The organism is Clostridium sp. X (genome assembly GCF_055755365.1).
In genome coordinates this window covers 2,489,776-2,512,550 of the sequence record NZ_CM146912.1, presented here as the reverse complement: position 1 = coordinate 2,512,550, position 22,775 = coordinate 2,489,776, and the positions used below count along the sequence as shown (strand labels likewise).

Below are 22,775 nucleotides of genomic sequence, written 5' to 3'. Positions count from 1 at the left end.
GTTTTTTTAATTAAATTAAGATGCTCATAAATTAAAATAAAGCATTGCCTTTAGCAATGCTTTATTTTAATTGGTTTGTCTTGATATATTAAGCAATACTCCCATTGCTATAAGATTAAAAACTAAAGATGAGCCTCCATAGCTTATAAAAGGTAATGGAACTCCTGTAACAGGCATAGATCCAGTTACAACAGCAATGTTTATCACAGCTTGAATAGCAACTACACCAGTAATTCCTATTGCTAATAAAGTACCAAAAATATCTTTAGCCCTAATAGCTGTTCTAATTCCTCTCCAAATAAATATAAGGAATAATAAAACTATAGTCATACATCCAATCAGCCCTAGTTCTTCTCCAATAATGGAAAAAATAAAATCATTGTGTGGTTCCGGTATATAATAGCACTTTTGCCTAGATTGACCAATACCCATACCTAATATTCCACCAGAACCAAGAGCTAAAAGAGATTGAATTAATTGATACCCATCTCCTCTCGGATCTGCCCACGGGTTTAAAAAGCTTACAAATCTTTCCATACGATAGGGTTCTAGAATAGTAAAGATTACGCCTGCAGAAAATACCATAGCAAATACTATAGTTATGTGCTTCATTCTTACTCCTGCTGAAAATAATATTATCATTGTAACAATCATTATTACAGATGCTATACTTAGATTCTTCTCTAATAATACTAATCCTGCAAAAAAACCTGAAACCAGCAGATATGGAAAAACTCCATACTTAAAACTTTTAATCTTTTCTCCCTTTTGCTCTATACTTTTAGCTAAATATAGTACAACCATATACTTAGCTATCTCAGAAGGTTGAATTGATGCTCCTCCCGGAAGATATATCCATCTTCTAGCTCCATGATTTGCAGGGAATGCAAAAACTGCACAAAGTAAAATTATAGTTATAATCATTAAAAGCCAAATATGCTTTTTATATTTATGATAATCTATTTTTTCTGCAATAACCATAAATGTAATACCTATTATAGCCCACAATCCCTGTTTCTTTAAAAAGTACATATCATCATATCCGTATGATTTACTATGTAATGAAGCATATGAACTAGCACTATAAACCATTATAACTCCTATTGCAACTAACGCCATTATAGTTGCAAATAACACAAAGTCAACTTTCCCAATTTTATTTTTGGGTTGTTCCATAAGTTATCCTCCTTTTTAAATTACTTATAAGGAAAAACTATTTAATTGCATCAATGATAAAAATCCTATTAAACATAATATTACAGTAATTATAGAAAAAACTGAAACTATTTTTGTTTCATGCCATCCACTTAATTCAAAATGATGATGAAGGGGACTCATTTTAAAAACTCTCTTGCCAAATACTTTAAAAGATATAACCTGAATTATTACTGATAAAGTTTCTGACACATAGATACCTCCAACAATTATTACTATTAAAGGAAGCTTCAACAACATAGCTACTACAGCCACAGCTCCACCTAATGCTAGAGACCCTGTGTCGCCCATAAAAATTTGTGCAGGGTGAGCATTATACCTTAAAAATCCCAAAAGGCCTCCCCCTATTGTTGCACAAAATATAGATAAAGTATAATAACCTGTTGCATAACTAACCACAGCAAAAAATGTCATTACAAGAAGTGTTATACTAGTAGCCAATCCATCTAATCCATCTGTTAAATTTACAGCATTTGTTGTAGCTGCAAAATAAAACATTATAAATGGTACATAAAAAATCCCTAAATCCCATGTTTTATGTGTAAAGGGAACTAGTATACTTCCTCCAATTTTAGGATCATTATATGCATAAAATGCAACTATAGCTGAAACTATAAGCAGTAATAACATTTTCTGATATGCTTTTAACCCCTCATTTTTCTTCCTAGTTATTTTTAATAAATCATCGATAGCTCCTATAACTCCAAAACTTACAAAAGCAAATATAGCAAGCATAGTTTCATTACCAGGTTTTTTTAGTATTATAAATACAGTAATTATAGACGAAATTATAAATATTATTCCTCCCATAGTAGGAGTGCCTGACTTTTTTTTGTGGCTTTCTGGCCCCTCATCTCGAATACTTTGACCAAACTTTAGTTTATGAAGTAATGGTATTAGCACAGGCCCTTGCAGAATTGATATAAAAAATGCTACCAATACTGAATAAATCATTAAACTCATAGTTCTATCTCCTTTAGCAATTTTTAGCTTTTAGCTTATTTACTATAGTTTCAAATTTCATACTTCTAGAAGCTTTAACCAATATAGCATCATTAGTCTCTACTTTTTCTAGCATATAATTAGTTACATCTTCTAAATTATCAAAACTAATACAACTCTCTGATCCAAAACCATCTTTATAAGCCTGGCTAAATTCTCCTACTGTAACTAGTAAGTCTATATTTTTCTCTTTAACATACTCGGCTACTTCTTTATGAAATTCAAAAGATTTTTCTCCTAGTTCCTTCATAGTCCCTAAAACAGCAATTTTTCTGCTTCCTTTCACGGTATCCAGTACATCAATAGCCGCTTTCATAGAATCTGGACTAGCATTATAGCAATCATCAATAATAGTAAATAGCTTGCCTTTAACTATATCTAATCTCATAGATGTAACAGCCAAGTTTTTTATACCATCTTGCAGTTCCTTGTCCTTAATACCCAAAACTCTAGCCGTAGCGATTGCTAAAAGCGAATTCAAAATATTATGTTTTCCTGGCACTGGTATATTAAACCTATGATTTTCATAATTTACACTAAACTCTACATGTTCTTCATCCACTATGATATTAGTACCTATTAAATCTGATTTTTCATCAAAACCAATTTTAATAATTCTATATTCGCCACTAGATATTTGAGCTAACAAATCATTTTCATTATTAACTACTAATACATTATCCTTTTTAAAATAATCCGTAATTTCCATTTTAGCTTTAAGTATATTTTCTCTTGTTTTTAAGTTCTCTATATGCGATATGCCTATATTAGTAATTAATGCAATATCCGGCCTAGCAACCTTTGCCAATCTATGAATTTCTCCTAAATTACTCATTCCCATTTCAAGCACTGCTATATCATAAGTATTATCTATTTGAAAAATCATAAGTGGTAATCCAATATCATTATTAAAATTTCCTTTTGTTTTAAAAACTTTCAACTTTGAACTTAGAGCTGCAGCAGTTAAATCCTTAGTAGAGGTCTTTCCAGTAGATCCTGTAATTCCTATTATCTTCATTTTTAATTTTTGTCTATAGTACTCCGCTAAATTTAAAAGTGCTTCTCTAGTATCTTCTACTAAAATAACTGAAGTCCTATCTTGTAAGTCAGAATCTTGAAACTTAATTTCCTCTACAATACATAAAACAGCTCCATTACTACTAGCTTCCTTAATAAAATCATGTCCATTAAAATTCTCACCACTCAGAGCTATAAATATACTGTTTTCACATATTTTTCTTGTATCTGTACTTAAACTATTATATTTATGATGGTTAGCATTTATGTACACTTTCCCATTTACTGCTTCCAATATTTCTTTAAAGCTCAGTACTTCCATCTAAAACAACTCCTTTATAACATCAGATATTACTTCTCTCTCATCAAAATGTATTATTTTATCCTTTAAAATTTGATAGTCTTCGTGTCCTTTTCCTGCAACTACAATAACATCTCCCTTTTGTGCTATTCTAATTGCTTCTTTTATAGCTGCCTTTCTATTCTCAACTACAGTGTAGTTCTTTTTAGGCATTTCCGAAATAACATCTTTAATTATATCCAAAGGTTCTTCTGTTCTTGGATTATCTGAGGTTATTATAGCTATATCTGATAAATTAGAGCCTATTTTTCCCATTATAGGTCTCTTTCCTTTGTCTCTATCTCCTCCACATCCAAATACACTTATAAGTCTTCCTTTAGTAAATTCTCTAGCAGTTTTTAATATATTTTCTAAACCATCTGGAGTATGAGCATAATCAATAACTACATCAAATCCTAAATCATATTCTTTAGTAGCTATTTCGCATCTTCCTGGTACTACAACATCTTCTAATCCTAGCTTAATAGATTTTAATGAAATCCCTTCACTAATACAAGCTCCTGCACTACATAGTGCATTATATACATTATATCTTCCTGGGATGCATAAATTTATATGTATTTTTTCCTCTTTATACTGTAGATCAAATTCTACTCCTCTTGAGTGATTTAAAATATTTTTGGCTACTAAATCACCTTCTCCTTCTATAGAATAAGTTGTTATTATACTATCTGCTGGAATATCTTTAACTATTTTTGTTCCGTAACTATCATCAATGTTAACTATAGAGCTAGTAGCATTTTTAAATAATTGTAATTTTGCTTCATAGTAATTTTCAAAAGTTTTATGAAAATCTAAATGGTCTTGTGTTAAATTTGTAAAAACTCCTTGTGAAAATCTTATTCCATAAACTCTATCTAGAGCTAAAGAATGTGAAGATACCTCCATTACACAATATTTAACCTCTTCATCTCTCATATCCTTAAAAAGTTTATGTAGTTCTAAAGATTCTGGAGTAGTTCTTTCAGCTTTAATCTTAGAATTACCTATATAATTTGCTATTGTACCTATTAATCCTGTTTTATATCCTGCCTTCTCTAAAATAGATTTAACCATAAAAGCAGAAGTAGTTTTCCCATTAGTTCCTGTTACTCCAATAAGTTTAATATCATTTACTGGATTTTCAAGTACGTTAGATGCTGTAATCGCTAAAGCTTTTCTTGTATCACTTACCTTTATAACAGTAATATTCTCATCTATGTCTAGATCCTTTTTACATATTACAACTATGGCTCCGCTTTCTATAGCATTTAATACATAATCATGTCCATCAGCACTAAACCCTTCTATACATACAAAAACATCACCTGGAGTAACTTTTCGTGAATTATACTGAACATTATTTATATTTAAATCTAAACTCCCATTAATAATTCTATAATCTAAACCTTTTAACAATTGTGAAAGTATCATTATTATCACCTCTCAAATTAATAAATTAATGTGATTAGCAAAGTTTTGCTAATCACATTTACTTCAAAATAGGATGTTTTATATTTATTGAAGCAAGTTTTATTACTAATCTCCAATTTCCACAAGATTAAGAGTTATAACAGCAGTTCCCCTATTTACTTTCTGTCCCGGACTAATACTTTGATTTGAAACTAGTCCTGTTCCTATGGTCTTAGCCTCGATACCTAATTTATTTAAAAGTGTAACTGCTTGTTCTCTACTATATCCCTTAAGATTAGGCACAACCACTTCTTTATTATAGTTTTGTGAATCTCCAGTGTAAAGTATTACTTTACCCCCTTCATTTATTGAATACCCTGGTTTCGGAGTTATATCTACTACATTTCCACCCTTATCATCTATTTCATAATTTAGTTTTGCATCCTTAAGAGTTTTTATAGCATCCTCTTTCTTAAGACCTCTCACCTCTGGAATCACAACATTTTTTAATATTAGCTTATCAGTTTCATTACTAGTTATAGCTAAATAATTAAATATATCTGTAAATACCTGTTTTGCAATTGGAGTTGCAATTTGCCCAGCATAATAATTTGAAGGATCTGGTTCATCTATTGAAATAAATACTGTTACTTTAGGATCTTCTGCAGGTGCCATCCCTCCAAAAGAAGCTATGTATTTTCCAGTTGCATATTTCCCATCTACAACTTTTTGTGCTGTACCTGTTTTTCCTGCAATAGAATATCCTTCTACATATGCTTTTTGTCCTCCGCCTTCTGAAACTACCTTTTCAAGATACCCTCTAAGTCGCTTCATTACTTCTGCATTTTGGACTTGTTTTTTTTCAATACTATTAAAACTTTTATCCCTAACCGGTTCATTATTTTCATCATAATGGACTATCTCTTTTACTACATGTGGTTCTATAAGATAGCCTCCATTTGCTATAGCATTTAGAACTGATATATACTGTATTCCAGTTAAAGTATTTGTTTGACCAAACGAAATGGTAGCAAGATCTGTTTCGGTAATGGTACTAGCCTTCTTGATTATCCCTTTTGCCTCTCCTGGAAGATCTATTCCTGTTTTTTGTCCTAGCCCAAATAATTCAATATGTTTAGTTAGCTTTTCTGCGCCAAGTTTTCTGCCTAAATCCATAAAACCAACATTACACGAATCCTTTAAAATATCAACAAAGGTTTCTTGTCCATGACCTGTTCTTTTCCAGCAATGTATTGTTCTTTTACCTACTGAAGTACTTCCACCACAAGATATTTGGTAATTTTCCTCATCTACAACTTTCTCTTCCATAGCCGCCGCCGCAGTTACTACTTTAAATACAGAGCCTGGCTCAAAGGTATCACTCACCATCCTATTTCTCCATTCCTTTTGAAGCTGTTCAAAGGTCTTTCCTTCTTCCCAAGGTAAATTAGGATTATAATCTGGTTTATTTACCATAGCTAGCACTTCTCCATTTTTTGGATCCATAACTATAATACTGACAGCTTTAGCTTTATTATCTTTCATAGCTTGTTCAGCTGCTTTTTCTGTAAAATGCTGTATCATTTCATCTATAGTAAGAACTACATCCTTACCTGGTATAGGTTTTGTGTACTCTGATATTGTATAAGGAAGTTCCTGACTTTTATTATCTGTTTCTGCAATTTTAACCCCTGGAACACCTGATAAATACTCATTATAGCTAAGCTCTACTCCTGTGAGTCCAGCACCATCAGCCCTAGTATGTCCTAAAACATGAGCTAAAAAATTATCATTAGGATAGTATCTCTTTGTATCCGGTGATACAATAACTCCTCTTAGTTTTTTTCCACCAATTTCAATACTTCTTACTTTATCCGCTGATTCCTTTTCTATTCTTCTTGCTAGTGTAGCTGATCCAAGAGGTAATCCTCCTGGAAGAGTCTTCTTTAAAATTTTAAGAACTTCTTCTTTTTCCATCTTAACAGCTTCTGCTAACCTTATAGCTATATCTTCATCAGAAATTTTATAATCATTTTTAATTTGTCTTAAAGTGTTCATATCTAAGTCAATTCTATATACATTAGCACTTACAGCAAGTTCATGTCCATTTCTATCAAGTATCTTTCCTCTTCTTGCTTCAATCTTTACGTCACTTGTCCACTGATCTGTCGCGATGCTTTTATATCTATGTGACTCAACCACCATAAGATAAGATAACCTTCCTGATAGACCAAAAAACAAAAGCAAAAGTATGCCGAAAACTATTAGCATCCTTCGCTTCACTATAACTTTATCTCTATATTCCCTTTTAGCCACACTAATATACCTCCGTTAGTAAAGAATCTTTTTTATTTTAAAAAATATCCCATTATTCTCTTTTTCTCCTTCTTCCAAGTTATTTTTAAAGTTATTTTTATCAAAGTTTATGTATATAGCGTTTATCCTACTCTTAGGAATCATATTTAAATTCTTTAAAGCTTCTTCTTCTAATGAGTGTATATTATTATACTTTAGTAAATCAATTCTTAAACTTTCATTTTCAGCATTTAAATTAGAAATTTGTTTCTTTACATCTATTATGTTTTTTTCCATATTATAGATCATGGAGTATCTATGAACTAAGGCTATTCCAATAACAAACAATAATAAAATATTTCTTAAAACCTTAGCTTTTCTATTTATGGATTTTTCTCTACTAATTCTTTGGTGCTCTTTTTTTAATTTTTCTAAGTCTCTGTGTTGTTGTGTATCTCTATCTTTGCTAGGTATGCTCTGGGGTGCTAAAGCATTACTACCATTTACCATATTTTTATTATTTGTTATTATCACTTTATTCCCTCCATCCCTTTTTTAGAACTATATTTTCTTTGCTACTCTTAGTTTGGCACTTTTACTTCTTGAGTTTTCTTCTCTTTCCATATCAGTTGCTTCAATAGGTTTTTTACTAATAATCTTTATAATAGAAGTTTTTCCACAAACGCATATCGGAAATTCCTTAGGACAAGTACATGGATTTTCTAATTCCTTAAACTTTTGTTTTATTATTCTATCCTCAAGAGAGTGAAAGGTTATTATTGCCAATATCCCATCTTTATTTAGCCTTCTTATACTATCCTCAACTGCTTTATCCAATATAAATAGTTCTCTATTAACTTCTATTCTAATGGCTTGGAATGTTTTTTTAGCTGGATGACCATTTTTTTGAAATCTCATCGGTATAGCTTTTTTGATAATATCTACTAATTCAAGGGTTGTTTCTATAGGTTTTATACTTCTCTGATTTACTATAAAATTTGCTATTCGTTTAGCAAACTTTTCTTCTCCGTAGTCCCTAATGATTTTATAAATTTCTTCTTCACTATAGTTATTTATAACTTCACTGGCAGATATATGATTATCTCTATCCATTCTCATATCTAGTGGGGCCTCTTTCATGTAACTAAATCCTCTTTCAGCTGTATCAAGTTGATGAGAAGAGACACCTAAATCCATAAGAATACCATCAACTTTATCTATACAAATCAATTCCATAATCTTATCTATATTGTAAAAATTGTCATGAACATATATGACATTATTATGTCCAGCTAATCTTTCTTTAGCTGCATTAAGTGCATTTATATCCTGATCAATACCTATTAGTTTTCCTTTTGAAGATAACCTTTTCAATATTTCACTTGAATGTCCAGCTCCACCTAAAGTACAATCAACATATATTCCATCTTCTTTTATATCTAATGCATTAATTACTTCATCTAATAATACTGGTACATGTTTAAATTCCATATTTTTACCAATTCTCCTTCTTTTATATTCCAAGTTCACTCATTTTTTCAGCTATTTCATCGAAATCTATATCTGAGTCATTGTAATCATTCCACTTTTCCTTACTCCATATTTCAATTCTAGTCATGACTCCAATAACTACTATTTCCTTATTTATTTGTCCATATTCTAAAAGATTTTGAGGTATCAACGCTCTACCTTGCTTATCTATATTAATTTCATTTGCTCCAGAATAAAAAAATCTAACAAATGCTCTAGCATCTTTACTAGTCAATGGAAGCTTTTTTAATTTCTCTTCTAGTATTCTCCATTCACTCATAGGATAAACATACAAACATCCATCTAATCCTTTAGTAGCTACGAAAGTATCTCCTAATTCTTCTCTAAACTTTGCAGGGATTATCATTCTATTTTTAATATCTAATGAATGGTTATATTCACCTATAAGCACGATTTGCACCCCTATCAAGTTTTTTCATTCCACTTCGCTCCACTTTACTCCACTAATTGTTATAATTCTATATATAATGTGAAATTCCTTCTATGAATTTAAGTTTTTAATGAAAATTTTAATAATTATATAATATTTAGTGAAATTAATATTTTTCATAGTTTTAACATACCTGTATACTTTCTTGAAATCCTATAGAATCTAGAGTATAATTTATTAGACTATTAAATAAATCACTAAAAATAATATAGAAACAAAAGAAAGGAATGTACATAGATGAAATTAGGAATCGTTGGTTTACCAAACGTTGGAAAGAGTACACTTTTTAACGCTATTACTAAAGCCGGAGCTGAATCTGCAAATTATCCATTTTGTACTATAGAGCCAAATGTTGGAGTTGTAAGTGTTCCTGACACTAGACTAGATACACTTCAAAAAATCTATAACTCAAAAAAGAAAGTTTATGCAATGGTAGAGTTTTATGATATAGCCGGTCTTGTTAAAGGTGCTAGCAAGGGAGAGGGACTTGGAAACAAATTTTTATCTCATATAAGAGAAGTTGAATCTATTGTCCATGTTGTAAGATGCTTTCAAGATGATAATATTGTTCACGTAGAAGGTTCAGTAGATCCTATTCGCGACATAGAAACTATAAATTTAGAATTAATTTTTGCCGATCTTGAAATGTTAGAAAGAAGAATAGAAAAAACAACTAAGACTGCTCGTAGTGGATCTAAAGAAGCCAAAGCTGAGCTTGAGATTATGGAAAAAATAAAAATTCACCTTGAAGGAAATAATCCAGTAAGAACACTTGAGTTTACTGAAGAAGAAGAGGTAATTGTTAAGAATTTGTTTTTAATTACTTCTAAGCCTATTCTTTATGTAACAAACGTGTCTGAAGATGATCTTATATCTGGAAATACAGATAATGAATTAGTTAAATTAGTTAAAGAATATGCAAAAGTAGAGAACTCTGAAGTAATAACAATATGTGCAAAAATCGAAGAAGAATTGTCCTCTCTAACTGATGAAGAAAGAGATGAATTACTATCTGAATATGGGCTCACAGAACCTGGACTTAACAAATTAATCCGTTCAAGCTACTCTTTACTAGGATTAATGAGCTTCTTAACTGCTGGTAAAGAAGAAATTAGAGCTTGGACTATAACAATAGGTACAAAAGCACCTAAAGCAGCAAGTAAAATCCATACTGATATAGAAAGAGGATTTATAAGAGCAGAAGTTATAAGCTTTGATAAATTAGTAGAATGTGGTTCTGAAAGTGTTGCTAAAGAAAAAGGAGTATATAGACTTGAAGGCAAGGACTATATAATGCAAAATGGTGATATAGTAAATTTTAGATTTAATGTATAGTAAACAGTAAAAAACAGAAAACAGAAAGTGACTTCTGTTTTCCGTTTTAAATTATTCTTTTCCTTCATACTTAATTAATTCTTGTTTTGCACTATCTAAAACTTCATCATAATCTTTCATTAAAATGTTTACAGCATCTTTCATTGTTTTCATAGTATATATATGGAATTTTCCCTCTTTTATTGCAGCTTCAACCTCTTCATTTAAAATTAAATCATTTCTATTTGAATACGGAATTAGCACTCCCTTTTCTTGAACTCCACCCATACCTCTACAAATTTTAAAGAAGCCTTCAATTTTCTCATTTACTCCTCCAATAGGTTGAACTTCTCCAAATTGATTTATGGAACCAGTCACTGCAATATTCTGTTTTATAGGAATATTGCTCACAGAAGATAACATAGCTACAAGTTCAGCAACCGAAGCACTATCCCCCTCTATTTTCCCGTATATTTGTTCAAAGCTTAAATGAAAGTTAACAGGTAACCTACTATACTTTCCAAATAATTCACTTATCAATCCTTTTAATATATTTACTGCCTTACTATGAATATTTCCACTTAGGTCACTTTGTTTCTGAACATCAATTATTTGACCTTCTCCTTTATAACATGAGCAAGTTATTCTAATAGGTTTTCCAAAACTATAGTATCCAGCATCGATTACTGATAATCCATTAATTTGACCTGCTTTTTCACTACTAACATCTAAAAGTATTTTATTTTCTTCATAATATTCTCTGATACTTTTTTCAATTTGATCTTCTTTGTACACTACATCTATAATGTCTTTTCTACTAATACTATCTCTTTTATTTCTTACTGCATTATTATTTGAAATCATTAATATTTTACTTATTTCTTCACTATCAATCAGTATCTTATTTTTATCTTCAACCTTTCTAGATAAAAATTTGGCTACTTCTTTAATTGCATCCTGCTCTAGAGGTTTTAATTTATTTTTTTTACAAATAGACAGTATATTATTCACAAAAATAGTTTTTGTATTGTCATTTAATGAAGCTACTGGATTGTACTGAGCTTTAATCTTAAATAACTTCCTAAAATCCTCATCATAATTATAGAGAGCATCATAGGTTTCATAATCCCCTATCATAATTATTTTCACTTTTATTTTAATAGGCTCAGGATCTAAGCTACTTATTGACATTAACTCAACGTATCCTCTGTTATAATTAAAATCTACTTTGCCACTCATCATTGCTTTCTTCAAATTGTGATATGCAGTTGGGTTTGTTAAGAGACTACCAGCTCTTAGAATTAAGCACCCTTCATTGGCTCTTAGCATTGATCCACTTTTTATTAGTGACATATCAGTTACATACGTTCCATTTTGATTTTTATACTCTATACTTCCAAGTAAATTTATTACATTAGGATTTTCTTCGTATATTACTTGTGGCCAAAGATTGTCTGAATTATCCACTAATACATTTACATCATATCTCACAATTATTTCATTAATCTTTTCTTCATCATCTTCATAATTCATAGAATAGTTATCTATAATATCTTCTTCAATTTCTTCACACATTTCATCTAAAAATTTTATTATGTCTAAATCACTTAAAAAATCTATTTTATATTTTTCTCTCAAACTAGAAGCTTCATTAAGTAAATAATCCCTAAAAACTTCTTTTATATTTTCGTTTTCTTTTAGTTCAACATCTTTTAAAACTTCTAGTATTTTTTCAGACTCATCTTTTAATCCACTAACATTTTTTAAAATTTCTTCTTTTTCATCTGCATTCAATGAATCGTATTCTTTTTCTGTCATTATTTCTCCATTTTTAACAGGTATAAAGGTAAATCCTTTACTTGTAGATCTTATCTCAAATCCACACTCATGAGCATTATTCATCAAGTCAGTAATAAGATCACTTCTTTTCTCTTTTATCTTTTCTAAGATATCTTCCTTTTCTTTACAACTAGATCCGTTATAAAAGTTATATATAATCTTATAATAGCTTTCTTGTAATTCCTCTATAAGCCCTTTTAAATAGTTTCCCTTTCCACTCGGAACATATAAAGCATAAGGTACATTGGCATTTTCTTTAATTACATAACATATATCTTTTGGATTATCTCTATACTTTAAAATTTCATTTATATAATCTTTTAAATCTTCTAATTTTGTTTTTGAAAAATCATCTATAAGATAAACATTATATCCTTCCTCATCTATATCTATGGCTGTTCTTATATTATCATAAACTTCTTCAACATATTCAAGCAAACTAAGCTTTTCTAACCTTAAATCATTATTGTCAAAATCAAAGTTATATATTATATCATGGGATGATAGCTCCATAACCCAATCCCTCCCTTTTTTATAGACTTATTATATTAATATTCTTTATTATTAAATTTAGGAACAACTTAACATAATTATTTTCCAATTTTAATTGTTACTACATGATTTGTGCACAATAGGCTAAACTATAATTAACTGTTTTAAAACAAATAAGTATATGATATAATAACGTTGTTATAATTGTCATTTTTTTATTAATAATAGAAATTATATGTAAAGGAGTTATTCATATGGGTTTAAAGCAAAAATTAACTGAGAAATATACAAGTAACTATTTAAGCAAATACGGTGATAGACTTACTCAAGCTCAAGGTAAAGTAATGTCAATCAAAATTCAGGAAAAAGTTATACTATGGATTTTTCATAAATTAACTGTTTCAATAGTTATAAAACCTGACAGAAGTAAGAATATAGTTAAATGTTCTTACAAAAAAAATAGATGGTTTAAAAAACCTGAATTTATTTCTATCTCTCAAGGACATTCATTACTCATCCAAGGTCTAAAAGGAGAAAAAGGATCATCTGATAGAGAGATGATTCAAATCATGAATGTTATTAACTTAAGTAATAGCGAACAGTTAGTTCCACTTGAAGGAGATACACTCAAAAAGATTCAGCAAGCTCAAAAAATTAAATATAGATAAAAAAACGTTGACAATGTCAACGTTTTTTCTATTTTCTTCTAGCAAATAAGTACAAACTATTCATAAATGATATGGTTCCTGAGAAAAATATAATTATAGTCCAATGTGCTAAACTTAAAGGTACTGTATGAAATACCCCTTGAAGAAATGGAATATACACAATTGACAATAACATTGCTATAGAAACTAGTACTGCTCCTACTAAATACATATTTGTAAAAAGCTTAATCTCAAATATTGAATGATTTTCTGAGCGACATTCAAAAACATGTAGTAGCTGAGACATAACAAGAGTACCTAATGCTAATGTTCTACATGTAGTTACATCCATACCATAATATTTTCCAGCTAAGAAAGCTAGTATTGTACATACACCAATTAAACTTCCTCTAAGCATGATTTTCTCTTTAAGCCCTCTTGCAAATACACTTTCATCTTTTGCTCTTGGCTTTCTAAGCATAATATCTTTATCAGCAGGATCAACACCTAAAGCTATTGCCGGAAGTCCATCAGTAGCTAAATTTACAAATAATATTTGTATTGGAAGTAATGGAGTATCCATATAAAATAAAGAAGATAAAAACATAGTTAAAACTTCACCTAAGTTACAAGATAGTAAGTATCTTATAAATTTTCTTATATTATCGTATATTACTCTTCCCTCTTCAACAGCTGATACAATCGTTGCAAAATTGTCATCTAAAAGTATCATTGATGAAGCTTCTTTAGTAACATCTGTTCCGGATATACCCATTGAAACTCCTATATCGGCCTCTTTAACTGCTGGGGCATCATTTACTCCATCCCCAGTCATTGCTACAATATTACTCTTTTTCTTAAAAGCTTGAACAATTCTTAATTTATGTTTAGGACTAACCCTTGCAAATACAGACAGGGTTTGAATCCTATTCATAAGCTCCTTGTCTGATAAATTTTCTATATCCTCTCCAACCATAACCTCTTCTTCACTTTTACATATTCCTAGTTCTTTAGCAATAGCAAAAGCTGTATTTTTATGATCTCCTGTTATCATTACTGGTTTAATCCCTGCCATTTTGCACTTTAATACTGCATCTTTAGCTTCAGGTCTTGCTGGATCTTTCATCCCAGCTATTCCAATAAGTATAAGATTTTCTTCAAGACTACTTCCCTTTACTACATTGTCATCCTTATAAGCTGCAGCAATACATCTTAGAGCATTATAGGACATTTGTTCTACTTGTTTCAATATCCTTTTCCTAGCCTCATAACTAAATTCCATTACCTTATCATTAATTAAAATATATTTGCATCTATCTATAATTTTCTCTGGAGCGCCTTTTACATAACATCTTTTTTTGCCCTCATCTTCCATAATTACAGACATCATCTTCCTAGTTGAGTCGAAAGGTACTTCATGAATTCTTTTAGCTCTTTCTGAAAAAGCTTTTATTGCTTTCCCTTCATTAAAAAATGCTTTTATAAGAGCCGTTTCAGTAGGATCTCCTAATACAACCTTATCGAAACTTTTTTGATTAAAATCATATCCACAATCATTACAGTATACAAAAGCCTTTTTTAGAAGATCATGTTTTATGTTCCCGATCTCATTTATGTTATACACAGTAGAATTAAAGCATATTTTTTCAACCGTCATATTATTTTGAGTCAAGGTTCCAGTTTTGTCACTACATATTATAGAGGTACATCCTAAAGTTTCAACTGCTGGAAGTTTTCTTACTAAAGCATTTCTTTTTAGCATCCTTGATACTCCTAATGCTAATGCAACAGTTACAATAGCAGCCATTCCTTCAGGTATTGCAGCAACAGCTAGACTAACTCCTAATAAAAACATCTGATACTTATCTTGTCCTCTTAATATACCCATAAGTGTTACTATAATACATATAGCAATACATATAACAACCATTACCTTACCTAAAGATGCCAACTTCTGTTTTAGAGGTGACTTTTCTACTTCTATGCTATCTAGCATATTTGCTATTTTTCCCATTTCTGTTTTCATCCCTGTATTCTGAACCTTAGCAATACCTTTTCCTCTTAATGAAATAGTTCCCATGTATACATTATTATTTTTACCTTCACAACTTTTTTCAACACCCACAGATTCTCCTGTAAGTAGTGATTCATCAACTAATAAATTGTTTCCTTCTAGGAGCATACAATCTGCTGGTATTCTATCTCCACTTTCTATAATAATTATATCTCCCGGAACTAGGAACTCTGCATTTATAACCCTTACTTCACCATCTCTAATTGTTTTGGCTGTGGGTGCCGCGAGATTTTTAAGCGCTTCTAGAGACTTCTCTGTTTTATATTCTTGAATAAACCCAAGAATTGCATTCATAACTACTATAATAATAATAGTTATTGCATCAGCCTTTTCTCCCATAAATGCCGATAAGATGGTTGCTGCGATTAATACCCAAATAATAAAGTCATTGAACTGCTCCATAAATATTTTTAAAGGTGATATTTTCTTTTTCCTCTGAAGTACATTATTTCCATACTCTCTTAACTTTCTTTCAACTTCATCATTTGTAAGTCCTCTCATCATGTTTTTTTCACTACCCATGTTCTTCCCCCTATCCTTATAAGCAATACTGTACTTATCTATTAAATTTACCTATAAAACAATATATGAGTAATACCTACTATCTTATGAGAAATTTATATTTTTTTATAAAATTAATAAACTTCATTGATTTTATGGTAAAATAGTAAAGGAAAATTTTTATTTGTTTGTAGGAGGTACTACTAGATGAAAGATGTAATTTATATTACAGGACATAAGAATCCGGATACTGATTCCATTTGTGCTGCTTTGGCCTATGCTGAATTTAAAAATAAATCTGATGATTTAAATGCTATCCCAATAAGACTTGGAGAAATTAGTAGAGAAACTCAATTCGTATTGGACTATTTTAAAGTAAGAAAACCAAAATATGTAGAGAGCTTAAAACTTCAGGTAAAAGATTTAAATATGGATAAGGTAACCCCTGTATATCCAGAAACATCACTAAAAAAAGCTTGGAACATTATGAAAGAAAATAATGTTAAAACTGTACCTGTAGTTGATAGCGATAATGTTTTTCTTGGTATCGTAAGTTTATCAAATTTAACTTCAACTTATATGGATATATGGGATAATTATATTTTAGGTAAAAGCAACACTTCTTTTGAAAATATAGTTGATACCCTTTCCGGAAAATCTATATATAAACATAAAAATGCAACAAGCTTTATGGGGAAAATTTTAGTTGCTGCTATGGAACCTGAAAGTATGTCAAAGATTATGGAATCAGGTGATATAGTTATTTGCGGTAATAGAGAAGATACTCAAAATTCAGCAATCCGAAATAAAGCTTCCCTTATGATTGTAACAGGAAGTCATGATGTTTCTTCATCAGTAATTGATGCAGCATCAAAAACAGGATGCTCAATTTTAAATACACCTTATGATTCATTTACTGCAGCTAGAATGCTAATACAAAGTATTCCTGTAAAATATGTAATGACTGCTGATGAAATAGTCAGCTTTAAAAATACAGATTATGTTGAAGATGTAAAAGCAATAATGGGTAAAACTAGATTTAGAAGTTATCCAATACTTGATAGTAATAAAAACGTGATAGGTACTATCTCTAGATATCACTTAATATCTCAAATTAGCAAAAAAGTAATACTTGTTGACCATAATGAGATAGCTCAATCCGTTGACGGACTTGAAGATGCTGAAATAGTAGAAGTTATTGATCACCATAGAATTGCTGATATTCAAACTGGAAGTCCTATCTATTTTAGAAATGAACCAGTGGGATGTACTTCTTCAATAATCGGTTCAATGTTCTTTGAAAATGACATTGTTCCTTCTAAAGAAACTGCTGGTTTACTTTGTAGTGCTATTATTTCTGATACATTACTATTTAAATCACCAACTTCAACTAAGTTCGATAAAACTATACTAAATAAACTTGCAAAAATAGCTGATATAGACGTTGAGGAATATGCAAAAGAGATGTTTAAAGCTGGAACTTCTCTAGTTGGTAGAAGTGTAGATGAAATATTCAATACGGACTTTAAGCCATTCACTTTAGGCGATTATAAAATAGGAGTTGCTCAAGTAAGTACTATGGACTTAAGTGGTTTTGATCCTTTAAAGGCTGAGATGCTTGATTATATGAATAATAAATGTGAAGCTGGTAAATATGATTTACTTGTTTTACTATTAACTGATATAATTCAAAACGGATCAGAAGTTATAGCAGTAGGTGAGGAAATTGAGTTAGTAAATAAAGCATTCAATGTAACCTTATCAGATAACTCGGCTTACGTTCCTGACTTATTATCAAGAAAGAAACAAGTTATACCACCCCTTACAGCAGCTATTGAGTCAATTAAATAACATAGAAAAATGCGACGCAATAAACAAGAATTGCATCGCATTTTTTGTATTTTTACATTTTTAATAAGTTTTAAAAGCTATAAAGGAGCTTAAGAAAATCAATAAAGAAAGTATACATATAAAATATGAAAGAGATAAATAATTTTTTATATGTGAATAATTTATTTTTCTATTATACTTTCCATAACTTTTTATATAATCAATATTTTTAATCTTAAAATAATAATAAAAGTTAACTTCTTCTACATATGCAGCTAATATATATGCGTTTAATAGTGGTGTACTAAATAAGCTTTCTATGTATTCCCCTTTATAATCTACATATAACTCTTTATTTTTCACTATATAAATTACATATAAAACTAGCTGCAATATCATAGATGGTACAATAGTAAGAATCGTCCAAATTCTTATAAATAATTTATACTTACTTATGTAACTAAAGTTATATAATAATGTATATATTAAAGCAAACCAATTACCAAATAATAATACATATAGTAAAGGTGCAATAAATCCACATATATTAGATCTTGTTATTGTGGTTATTGTATTATAAAAATCTGGCTTCTCTTTTAAATTTAAATTGTTTCTCTCGGTGCTACTTATGTCTATTACTATAAAAGCCACAATTGCATTATAAATCTCTTTGTGAAAAAATCTTGTTAGAACAAAACTAATTGCTATTCCAATTATTAAATAAAATAGTTGAATTAATGTTACGCTTTTAATAAATTTACTTAACCTGTCATCAATTTTTTTAATCAAAGCTTGTCTATCAAATTTCCATGCTAAAATACTTAACAAACACCCTATGCCATAACCTATCCCAATATTATCCACCCCCAAATAAAAAACTTCCTACAAATATATTATTACAATATATTATGTAAGAAGTTTAGATTTTAGTTCATATTATTATAATTAATTCTAAAATTAATATAATAAATTTATCTACCTTTTAAATTGTTTGCCATTTGCCACATTTCATCTGCAGTTCTAAGTGCAGTTGAATTTAGCTGAAAAGCTCTCTGAGTTATAATCATGTCTGCCATTTCTTTTCCTAAATCAACATTTGAATTTTCAACAAATCCATGAAGAATATTAGTGTTACTACTCTCAAATACAGCTATTTGTTCTTCATTTCCTGCTGCATTTACAGTAGTTCCTGGAATATAAAGATTTTCTCCTATACTTCTCATTGAATTATCTCCAATAACATTATATATAGGTATTCTAAAGTTTGCATAGCCTTCCCCTTGAAGATTGCCTTTATGATCTACTATAAAGGTTTCTTTCGTAAATCCAATTCCTGAAACATTTATATTTTCTCCATTATTATTTAATATAACAAGCCTATTTCCGTTATTATCTACCACAGTTCCATTACTATCTATACTAAAGGAACCCTCTCTTATATAAGCTTCATTTCCATTAGCATCTATTAACCTAAAAAATCCTTCTCCATCCAAAGCTAAATCTGTATTATTATTAGTTTGAATTAAATTTCCTTGTGAATTATCCTTTTGAAATTCTGAAGCTTTTACTCCAGTTCCAGTATAGGGAGGATTATTTTCTCCTCCAACATTTCCTTCTACGGGATAACCTTTTCTCTTCAGTGTTTCTTGTACTAAGTTATCAAAACTTACATCTATTCTTTTATAGCCAGCAGTATTAACATTAGCTAAATTATTAGAAATAGCATTCATCTTATCCATCTGTGCTGACATACCACTTCTAGAATTCCATATACTCCTAATCACAAAAACACCGCCTTAATATATTTATACTCTTCCGACTTCATTTACAGTTTTACCTAAAGTTTCATCTAATGCTTGGACAACCTTTTGATTACTTTCAAAACTTCTCATAACCATCATCATATCTGCCATTTCACTCATAATATCTACATTAGACTTTTCTAAAGATGTTTGCTGTATCTTAACTCCTTCAGTTTCTATAAGATTTTCACCATAATATAGATTACTATCTATTTTTCTTAGTAAGCTATAATCTTCAAAATCTGCAATATACATTTCATAACTAGGAACATCATTTAAACTAATATTTCCATTTTCATTACATTTAATTGTGGAGATTTTTCCATTTCTAACTACATTAATAGGTTCAATGTTTCCCGTATTTATATTTCTTCCTAAGACTTTATCTCCACTATTATTTGTGAGGAATCCATAACTATTAACATGGAAATGCCCATCTCTAGTGTAATAGTTTTCAGAATTAATGCCATTATCTCTCGCTACTGCGAAAAAACCTCTTCCTTGTAATGCAAAGTCTGTATCTTTACCTGTAGATTCCATAATTCCTTGCTGAAAGTCTACATAAGTTTCATCTATTTTACTCCCCATTGATAAGCTTCCAATTACATTTCTAACATTAGTTCCATTAACTACTTTATCATAGTTTTGAATTAAAACATCATCAAATTTTTTTGTAATTAGATTGTCTTTTTTATATCCAACTGTATTAGCATTAGCTAAATTACTACTTACAACACCCTGTTTTGCTTCCTGCGATATAAGTCCTGATACTGCTGTATAAATTCCTCTTATCACTTTTTCACATCCTTACTTTCGTCGTTCTTTATGGTTTCACCTTCTATAACCATATGTTCACCTTTATATTCCATACCATAATCTCTAGCCCTCATTTCAATTTGAGATCTAGATAAATTTATATTTATTTTAACATTTAGCATAAATATGGTTGCTATTAACATTCCAATCCCTATGCCTACTAGCACTTTTCTATCACATATAAAATCAACTATATATTTTATTTTAGATATAATTCTTTTATTAATAATACTTCCCCCTTACCAATCTTAAGGTTATTAGATATCTCCTCTATGCTTAGTCCTTCATCTAACATTTTTTGTATTTCTTTTACCTTAATATTATTGTTAAGCGACTCCTTAGCATCATCCATTTCTATTTTTGTTGCACTTTTTTCACTCTTTTTAGTATTATTAAAATCTATATCTACTACGTCATTTATTTTATCGTTATATTTGACTATTTCTTGATAAGCATTTGTATCTTTTGCATTCTCATTTTTAAGAATATCATCTTTTTTTATATTTATATTATAATTACTATTTTCTATTTTTTCTTCTAAATCAACCAACTGTGTTTGAATCTCTAATAATGTTTCTGCAAATTCCCGTCTAAGTTTCCCTATCTCTACTTGAAACTCTTCCATATTATTTTCAGCATTATTTAAAACACCCTTAAAAGATCCTTGTTCCTTTGATATAGCCTTTAAGTTAAATACTATCAATACAGTTGCAAGAATTAATAATGCAATGGTTGTTACCATTTACTCACCTCTTAATGTTATGTAAATATAAATTTTACCCATCCTAATAACTATACGGAGTACTTAAGCTTACTCATCATTTTTTTAACATTTAAAATAGCTCTACTATGTAGCTGACATACTCTTGATTCAGAAACACTTAATACATTTCCTATTTGCTTTAGAGTCATAGATTCATAATAATAAAGCGTCAAAACTGTTTTATCCTTTTCATTCAGCATTGCTAGGGCTTTTGTTAAATATTCAACCTGCTCCCTCTCTTCTAATTGCTTTTCTGGGTTAGGACTTTTCTCGTCTCGAATGGTCCCTTTGAGTGACATATCATCATCTTCCGAAAAAATTAGATCCTCTAAAGATATAATTGAAATATAATTTATAAAGTTTTCTATCTCTCCAACTTCTGATAAATCTATTTTTAGTTCTTCTGCAATTTCTTTAGTACTAGGTTCTTTTAAATTTTTTCTTTGCAAAGTTTCAATAGCACTATTATACCTATTTAACTTATCCATAGCGCCTTTAGAAATAGGACTATTTTTTCTTATTTCATCTATCATAGAACCTCTTATTCTTATAGAAGCATAGGTAGAAAACTGCATTCCCTTACTTTCATCAAATTTACTTAGAGCATCCATAAGTCCAATCATACCATAACTAATCAAATCTTCAAACTCAATATATTTACTTTTCCCTATTATAACTCTTGAGGCAATATATTTAACTAAGGGTATGTACTTTTTTACAATTTCTTCTTTTAAACTTGAGTTACTCGCTATAGCCATAGTTTAGTCCTCCTTTAGTCCTTTCTTCATTTGTTCACGCATAATTGCAAAAACTTGTTTAATTATTTTATCTTCCTCAGATACCTTTAATTCAACAAAACTTACTCCACAAATTTTTTCCCCTAATTCATTTAAAGTAACTCTTTTAACTTCACATTTAACTAATATACTTCCTTCTTCCACTGGCAAAATCATAGCAAGTGTGCTGTCTTTATTAACCTCTAATTCAGCTTTTAGTCTTACCCCACCCCCACTTATATCTAGAAGTGTTCCCTTTATAAACTTTAGTCCTATTAGAGCTTCTTTACTTAGTTTTTGTTGCCTATCTATTAATGCACATCTTAAGTCCAATAAAACAGGTACTCTTACAAACTTTCTTCTCTGAATTTTCTTAATTTTATCTTCATCAGGTATAACTATCCAAATTAGAGGTATATTTGATTTAGTTCTTTTTACGGCTATAGACGAAAATTTATATATATTACTAGCATCATAGTACAACACTTCTATTCTTTGATTTATTCTTAATGGCAAATATCCACTATCCTTAATTGGTATACTTATAGCTAAATACCCATCTTTAACATCCTGAACATCACATAAGTATATCTCTTCATCTGAAATTATTTCTATTTTATTATTAATTTTGAATTTTATTTCTGCCATAATAAATCCC

Annotated in this window: 20 protein-coding genes; 3 read left to right on the top strand and 17 right to left on the bottom strand. The window is 29.7% G+C overall.

From position 1 onward, the window contains the following. Positions 1–66: 66 nt before the first annotated feature. The 8 genes from spoVE to mraZ all read right to left on the bottom strand — a co-directional run bounded on the left by spoVE (position 67) and on the right by mraZ (position 9,224). On the bottom strand, positions 67–1,176 hold the full coding sequence (spoVE, locus tag ACX0KU_RS12645) for a stage V sporulation protein E (RefSeq protein WP_472990337.1): 1,110 nt from the start codon (positions 1,174–1,176) through the stop codon (positions 67–69). A 24-nt stretch (positions 1,177–1,200) separates the two neighbouring features. Further along, positions 1,201–2,178 carry a phospho-N-acetylmuramoyl-pentapeptide-transferase gene (gene mraY, locus ACX0KU_RS12640; RefSeq protein ID WP_472990336.1) on the bottom strand — a complete coding sequence of 326 codons (978 nt, stop codon included), beginning with the start codon at positions 2,176–2,178 and terminating at the stop codon, positions 1,201–1,203. A 13-nt stretch (positions 2,179–2,191) separates the two neighbouring features. Then, positions 2,192–3,556, bottom strand: a complete 1,365-nt coding sequence (locus tag ACX0KU_RS12635) for a UDP-N-acetylmuramoyl-tripeptide--D-alanyl-D-alanine ligase (protein WP_472990335.1) — start codon at positions 3,554–3,556, stop codon at positions 2,192–2,194. Continuing rightward, positions 3,557–5,008, bottom strand: coding sequence for a UDP-N-acetylmuramoyl-L-alanyl-D-glutamate--2,6-diaminopimelate ligase (locus tag ACX0KU_RS12630; protein WP_472990334.1), 1,452 nt, complete (start codon positions 5,006–5,008; stop codon positions 3,557–3,559). It abuts the gene before it with no gap. A gap of 105 nt (positions 5,009–5,113) precedes the next feature. Beyond that, a complete protein-coding gene (locus tag ACX0KU_RS12625; protein WP_472990333.1) occupies positions 5,114–7,303 on the bottom strand; it encodes a stage V sporulation protein D in 2,190 nt (729 codons plus the stop codon). Positions 7,304–7,318: 15 nt separating this feature from the next. Continuing rightward, positions 7,319–7,816, bottom strand: coding sequence for a hypothetical protein (locus ACX0KU_RS12620; RefSeq protein ID WP_472990332.1), 498 nt, complete (start codon positions 7,814–7,816; stop codon positions 7,319–7,321). A gap of 27 nt (positions 7,817–7,843) precedes the next feature. Next, the gene (rsmH, locus tag ACX0KU_RS12615; RefSeq protein ID WP_472990331.1) at positions 7,844–8,773 is read right to left on the bottom strand and encodes a 16S rRNA (cytosine(1402)-N(4))-methyltransferase RsmH; all 930 of its coding nucleotides are present in this window, start codon (positions 8,771–8,773) and stop codon (positions 7,844–7,846) included. Positions 8,774–8,795: 22 nt separating this feature from the next. Further along, a complete protein-coding gene (gene mraZ / locus ACX0KU_RS12610; RefSeq protein WP_472990329.1) occupies positions 8,796–9,224 on the bottom strand; it encodes a division/cell wall cluster transcriptional repressor MraZ in 429 nt (142 codons plus the stop codon). 276 nt (positions 9,225–9,500) lie between these two features. Between mraZ and ychF the strand changes: the two genes are divergently transcribed. Next, positions 9,501–10,598, top strand: coding sequence for a redox-regulated ATPase YchF (ychF, locus tag ACX0KU_RS12605; protein ID WP_472990327.1), 1,098 nt, complete (start codon positions 9,501–9,503; stop codon positions 10,596–10,598). A 51-nt stretch (positions 10,599–10,649) separates the two neighbouring features. Here ychF and ACX0KU_RS12600 read toward each other — a convergent pair whose 3' ends face one another. Then, the gene (locus ACX0KU_RS12600) at positions 10,650–12,929 is read right to left on the bottom strand and encodes an AAA family ATPase (RefSeq protein WP_472990325.1); all 2,280 of its coding nucleotides are present in this window, start codon (positions 12,927–12,929) and stop codon (positions 10,650–10,652) included. A gap of 233 nt (positions 12,930–13,162) precedes the next feature. Here ACX0KU_RS12600 and ACX0KU_RS12595 point away from each other — a divergent pair, with 233 nt between their 5' ends. Then, entirely contained in the window at positions 13,163–13,576 is a 414-nt protein-coding gene (locus ACX0KU_RS12595; RefSeq protein WP_472990323.1) for a hypothetical protein, read from the top strand. A 28-nt stretch (positions 13,577–13,604) separates the two neighbouring features. On the opposite strand, the gene ACX0KU_RS12590 is transcribed toward ACX0KU_RS12595, so the two are convergent. Next, positions 13,605–16,151, bottom strand: a complete 2,547-nt coding sequence (locus tag ACX0KU_RS12590) for a calcium-translocating P-type ATPase, PMCA-type (protein ID WP_472990321.1) — start codon at positions 16,149–16,151, stop codon at positions 13,605–13,607. A gap of 186 nt (positions 16,152–16,337) precedes the next feature. Between ACX0KU_RS12590 and ACX0KU_RS12585 the strand changes: the two genes are divergently transcribed. Next, a complete protein-coding gene (locus tag ACX0KU_RS12585; RefSeq protein WP_472990319.1) occupies positions 16,338–17,981 on the top strand; it encodes a putative manganese-dependent inorganic diphosphatase in 1,644 nt (547 codons plus the stop codon). A 60-nt stretch (positions 17,982–18,041) separates the two neighbouring features. Here ACX0KU_RS12585 and ACX0KU_RS12580 read toward each other — a convergent pair whose 3' ends face one another. The 7 genes from ACX0KU_RS12580 to ACX0KU_RS12550 form a co-directional block, all read right to left on the bottom strand. Then, positions 18,042–18,824, bottom strand: coding sequence for a hypothetical protein (locus ACX0KU_RS12580; RefSeq protein ID WP_472990317.1), 783 nt, complete (start codon positions 18,822–18,824; stop codon positions 18,042–18,044). A gap of 107 nt (positions 18,825–18,931) precedes the next feature. Then, positions 18,932–19,744 (bottom strand): flagellar hook-basal body complex protein, encoded by an 813-nt coding sequence (locus tag ACX0KU_RS12575; protein WP_472990315.1) that lies wholly within the window; start codon positions 19,742–19,744, stop codon positions 18,932–18,934. Positions 19,745–19,765: 21 nt separating this feature from the next. Continuing rightward, positions 19,766–20,557, bottom strand: a complete 792-nt coding sequence (locus ACX0KU_RS12570) for a flagellar hook-basal body complex protein (RefSeq protein ID WP_472990314.1) — start codon at positions 20,555–20,557, stop codon at positions 19,766–19,768. Beyond that, on the bottom strand, positions 20,554–20,745 hold the full coding sequence (locus ACX0KU_RS12565) for a hypothetical protein (RefSeq protein ID WP_472990313.1): 192 nt from the start codon (positions 20,743–20,745) through the stop codon (positions 20,554–20,556). The genes ACX0KU_RS12570 and ACX0KU_RS12565 overlap by 4 nt, the downstream gene beginning before the upstream one ends. Before the next feature lie 32 nt (positions 20,746–20,777). Continuing rightward, positions 20,778–21,320, bottom strand: a complete 543-nt coding sequence (locus ACX0KU_RS12560) for a DUF6115 domain-containing protein (RefSeq protein ID WP_472990311.1) — start codon at positions 21,318–21,320, stop codon at positions 20,778–20,780. Between the two features lie 50 nt (positions 21,321–21,370). Next, complete coding sequence (locus ACX0KU_RS12555; RefSeq protein WP_472990309.1) at positions 21,371–22,099, bottom strand: FliA/WhiG family RNA polymerase sigma factor; 729 nt, start codon at positions 22,097–22,099, stop codon at positions 21,371–21,373. Positions 22,100–22,102: 3 nt separating this feature from the next. Further along, positions 22,103–22,765 (bottom strand): flagellar brake protein, encoded by a 663-nt coding sequence (locus ACX0KU_RS12550; RefSeq protein ID WP_472990307.1) that lies wholly within the window; start codon positions 22,763–22,765, stop codon positions 22,103–22,105. Between the last annotated feature and the right edge of the window lie 10 nt (positions 22,766–22,775).

Bases quoted from the DNA above. Each gene is read 5' to 3' on its own strand.
- spoVE (WP_472990337.1), bottom strand. From the start codon at position 1,176: ATGGAACAACCCAAAAATAAAATTGGGAAAGTTGACTTTGTGTTATTT.
- mraY (WP_472990336.1), bottom strand. From the start codon at position 2,178: ATGAGTTTAATGATTTATTCAGTATTGGTAGCATTTTTTATATCAATT.
- ACX0KU_RS12635 (WP_472990335.1), bottom strand. From the start codon at position 3,556: ATGGAAGTACTGAGCTTTAAAGAAATATTGGAAGCAGTAAATGGGAAA.
- ACX0KU_RS12630 (WP_472990334.1), bottom strand. From the start codon at position 5,008: ATGATACTTTCACAATTGTTAAAAGGTTTAGATTATAGAATTATTAAT.
- rsmH (WP_472990331.1), bottom strand. From the start codon at position 8,773: ATGGAATTTAAACATGTACCAGTATTATTAGATGAAGTAATTAATGCA.
- ychF (WP_472990327.1), top strand. From the start codon at position 9,501: ATGAAATTAGGAATCGTTGGTTTACCAAACGTTGGAAAGAGTACACTT.
- ACX0KU_RS12600 (WP_472990325.1), bottom strand. From the start codon at position 12,929: ATGGAGCTATCATCCCATGATATAATATATAACTTTGATTTTGACAAT.
- ACX0KU_RS12595 (WP_472990323.1), top strand. From the start codon at position 13,163: ATGGGTTTAAAGCAAAAATTAACTGAGAAATATACAAGTAACTATTTA.
- ACX0KU_RS12590 (WP_472990321.1), bottom strand. From the start codon at position 16,151: ATGGGTAGTGAAAAAAACATGATGAGAGGACTTACAAATGATGAAGTT.
- ACX0KU_RS12585 (WP_472990319.1), top strand. From the start codon at position 16,338: ATGAAAGATGTAATTTATATTACAGGACATAAGAATCCGGATACTGAT.
- ACX0KU_RS12560 (WP_472990311.1), bottom strand. From the start codon at position 21,320: ATGGTAACAACCATTGCATTATTAATTCTTGCAACTGTATTGATAGTA.
- ACX0KU_RS12555 (WP_472990309.1), bottom strand. From the start codon at position 22,099: ATGGCTATAGCGAGTAACTCAAGTTTAAAAGAAGAAATTGTAAAAAAG.
- ACX0KU_RS12550 (WP_472990307.1), bottom strand. From the start codon at position 22,765: ATGGCAGAAATAAAATTCAAAATTAATAATAAAATAGAAATAATTTCA.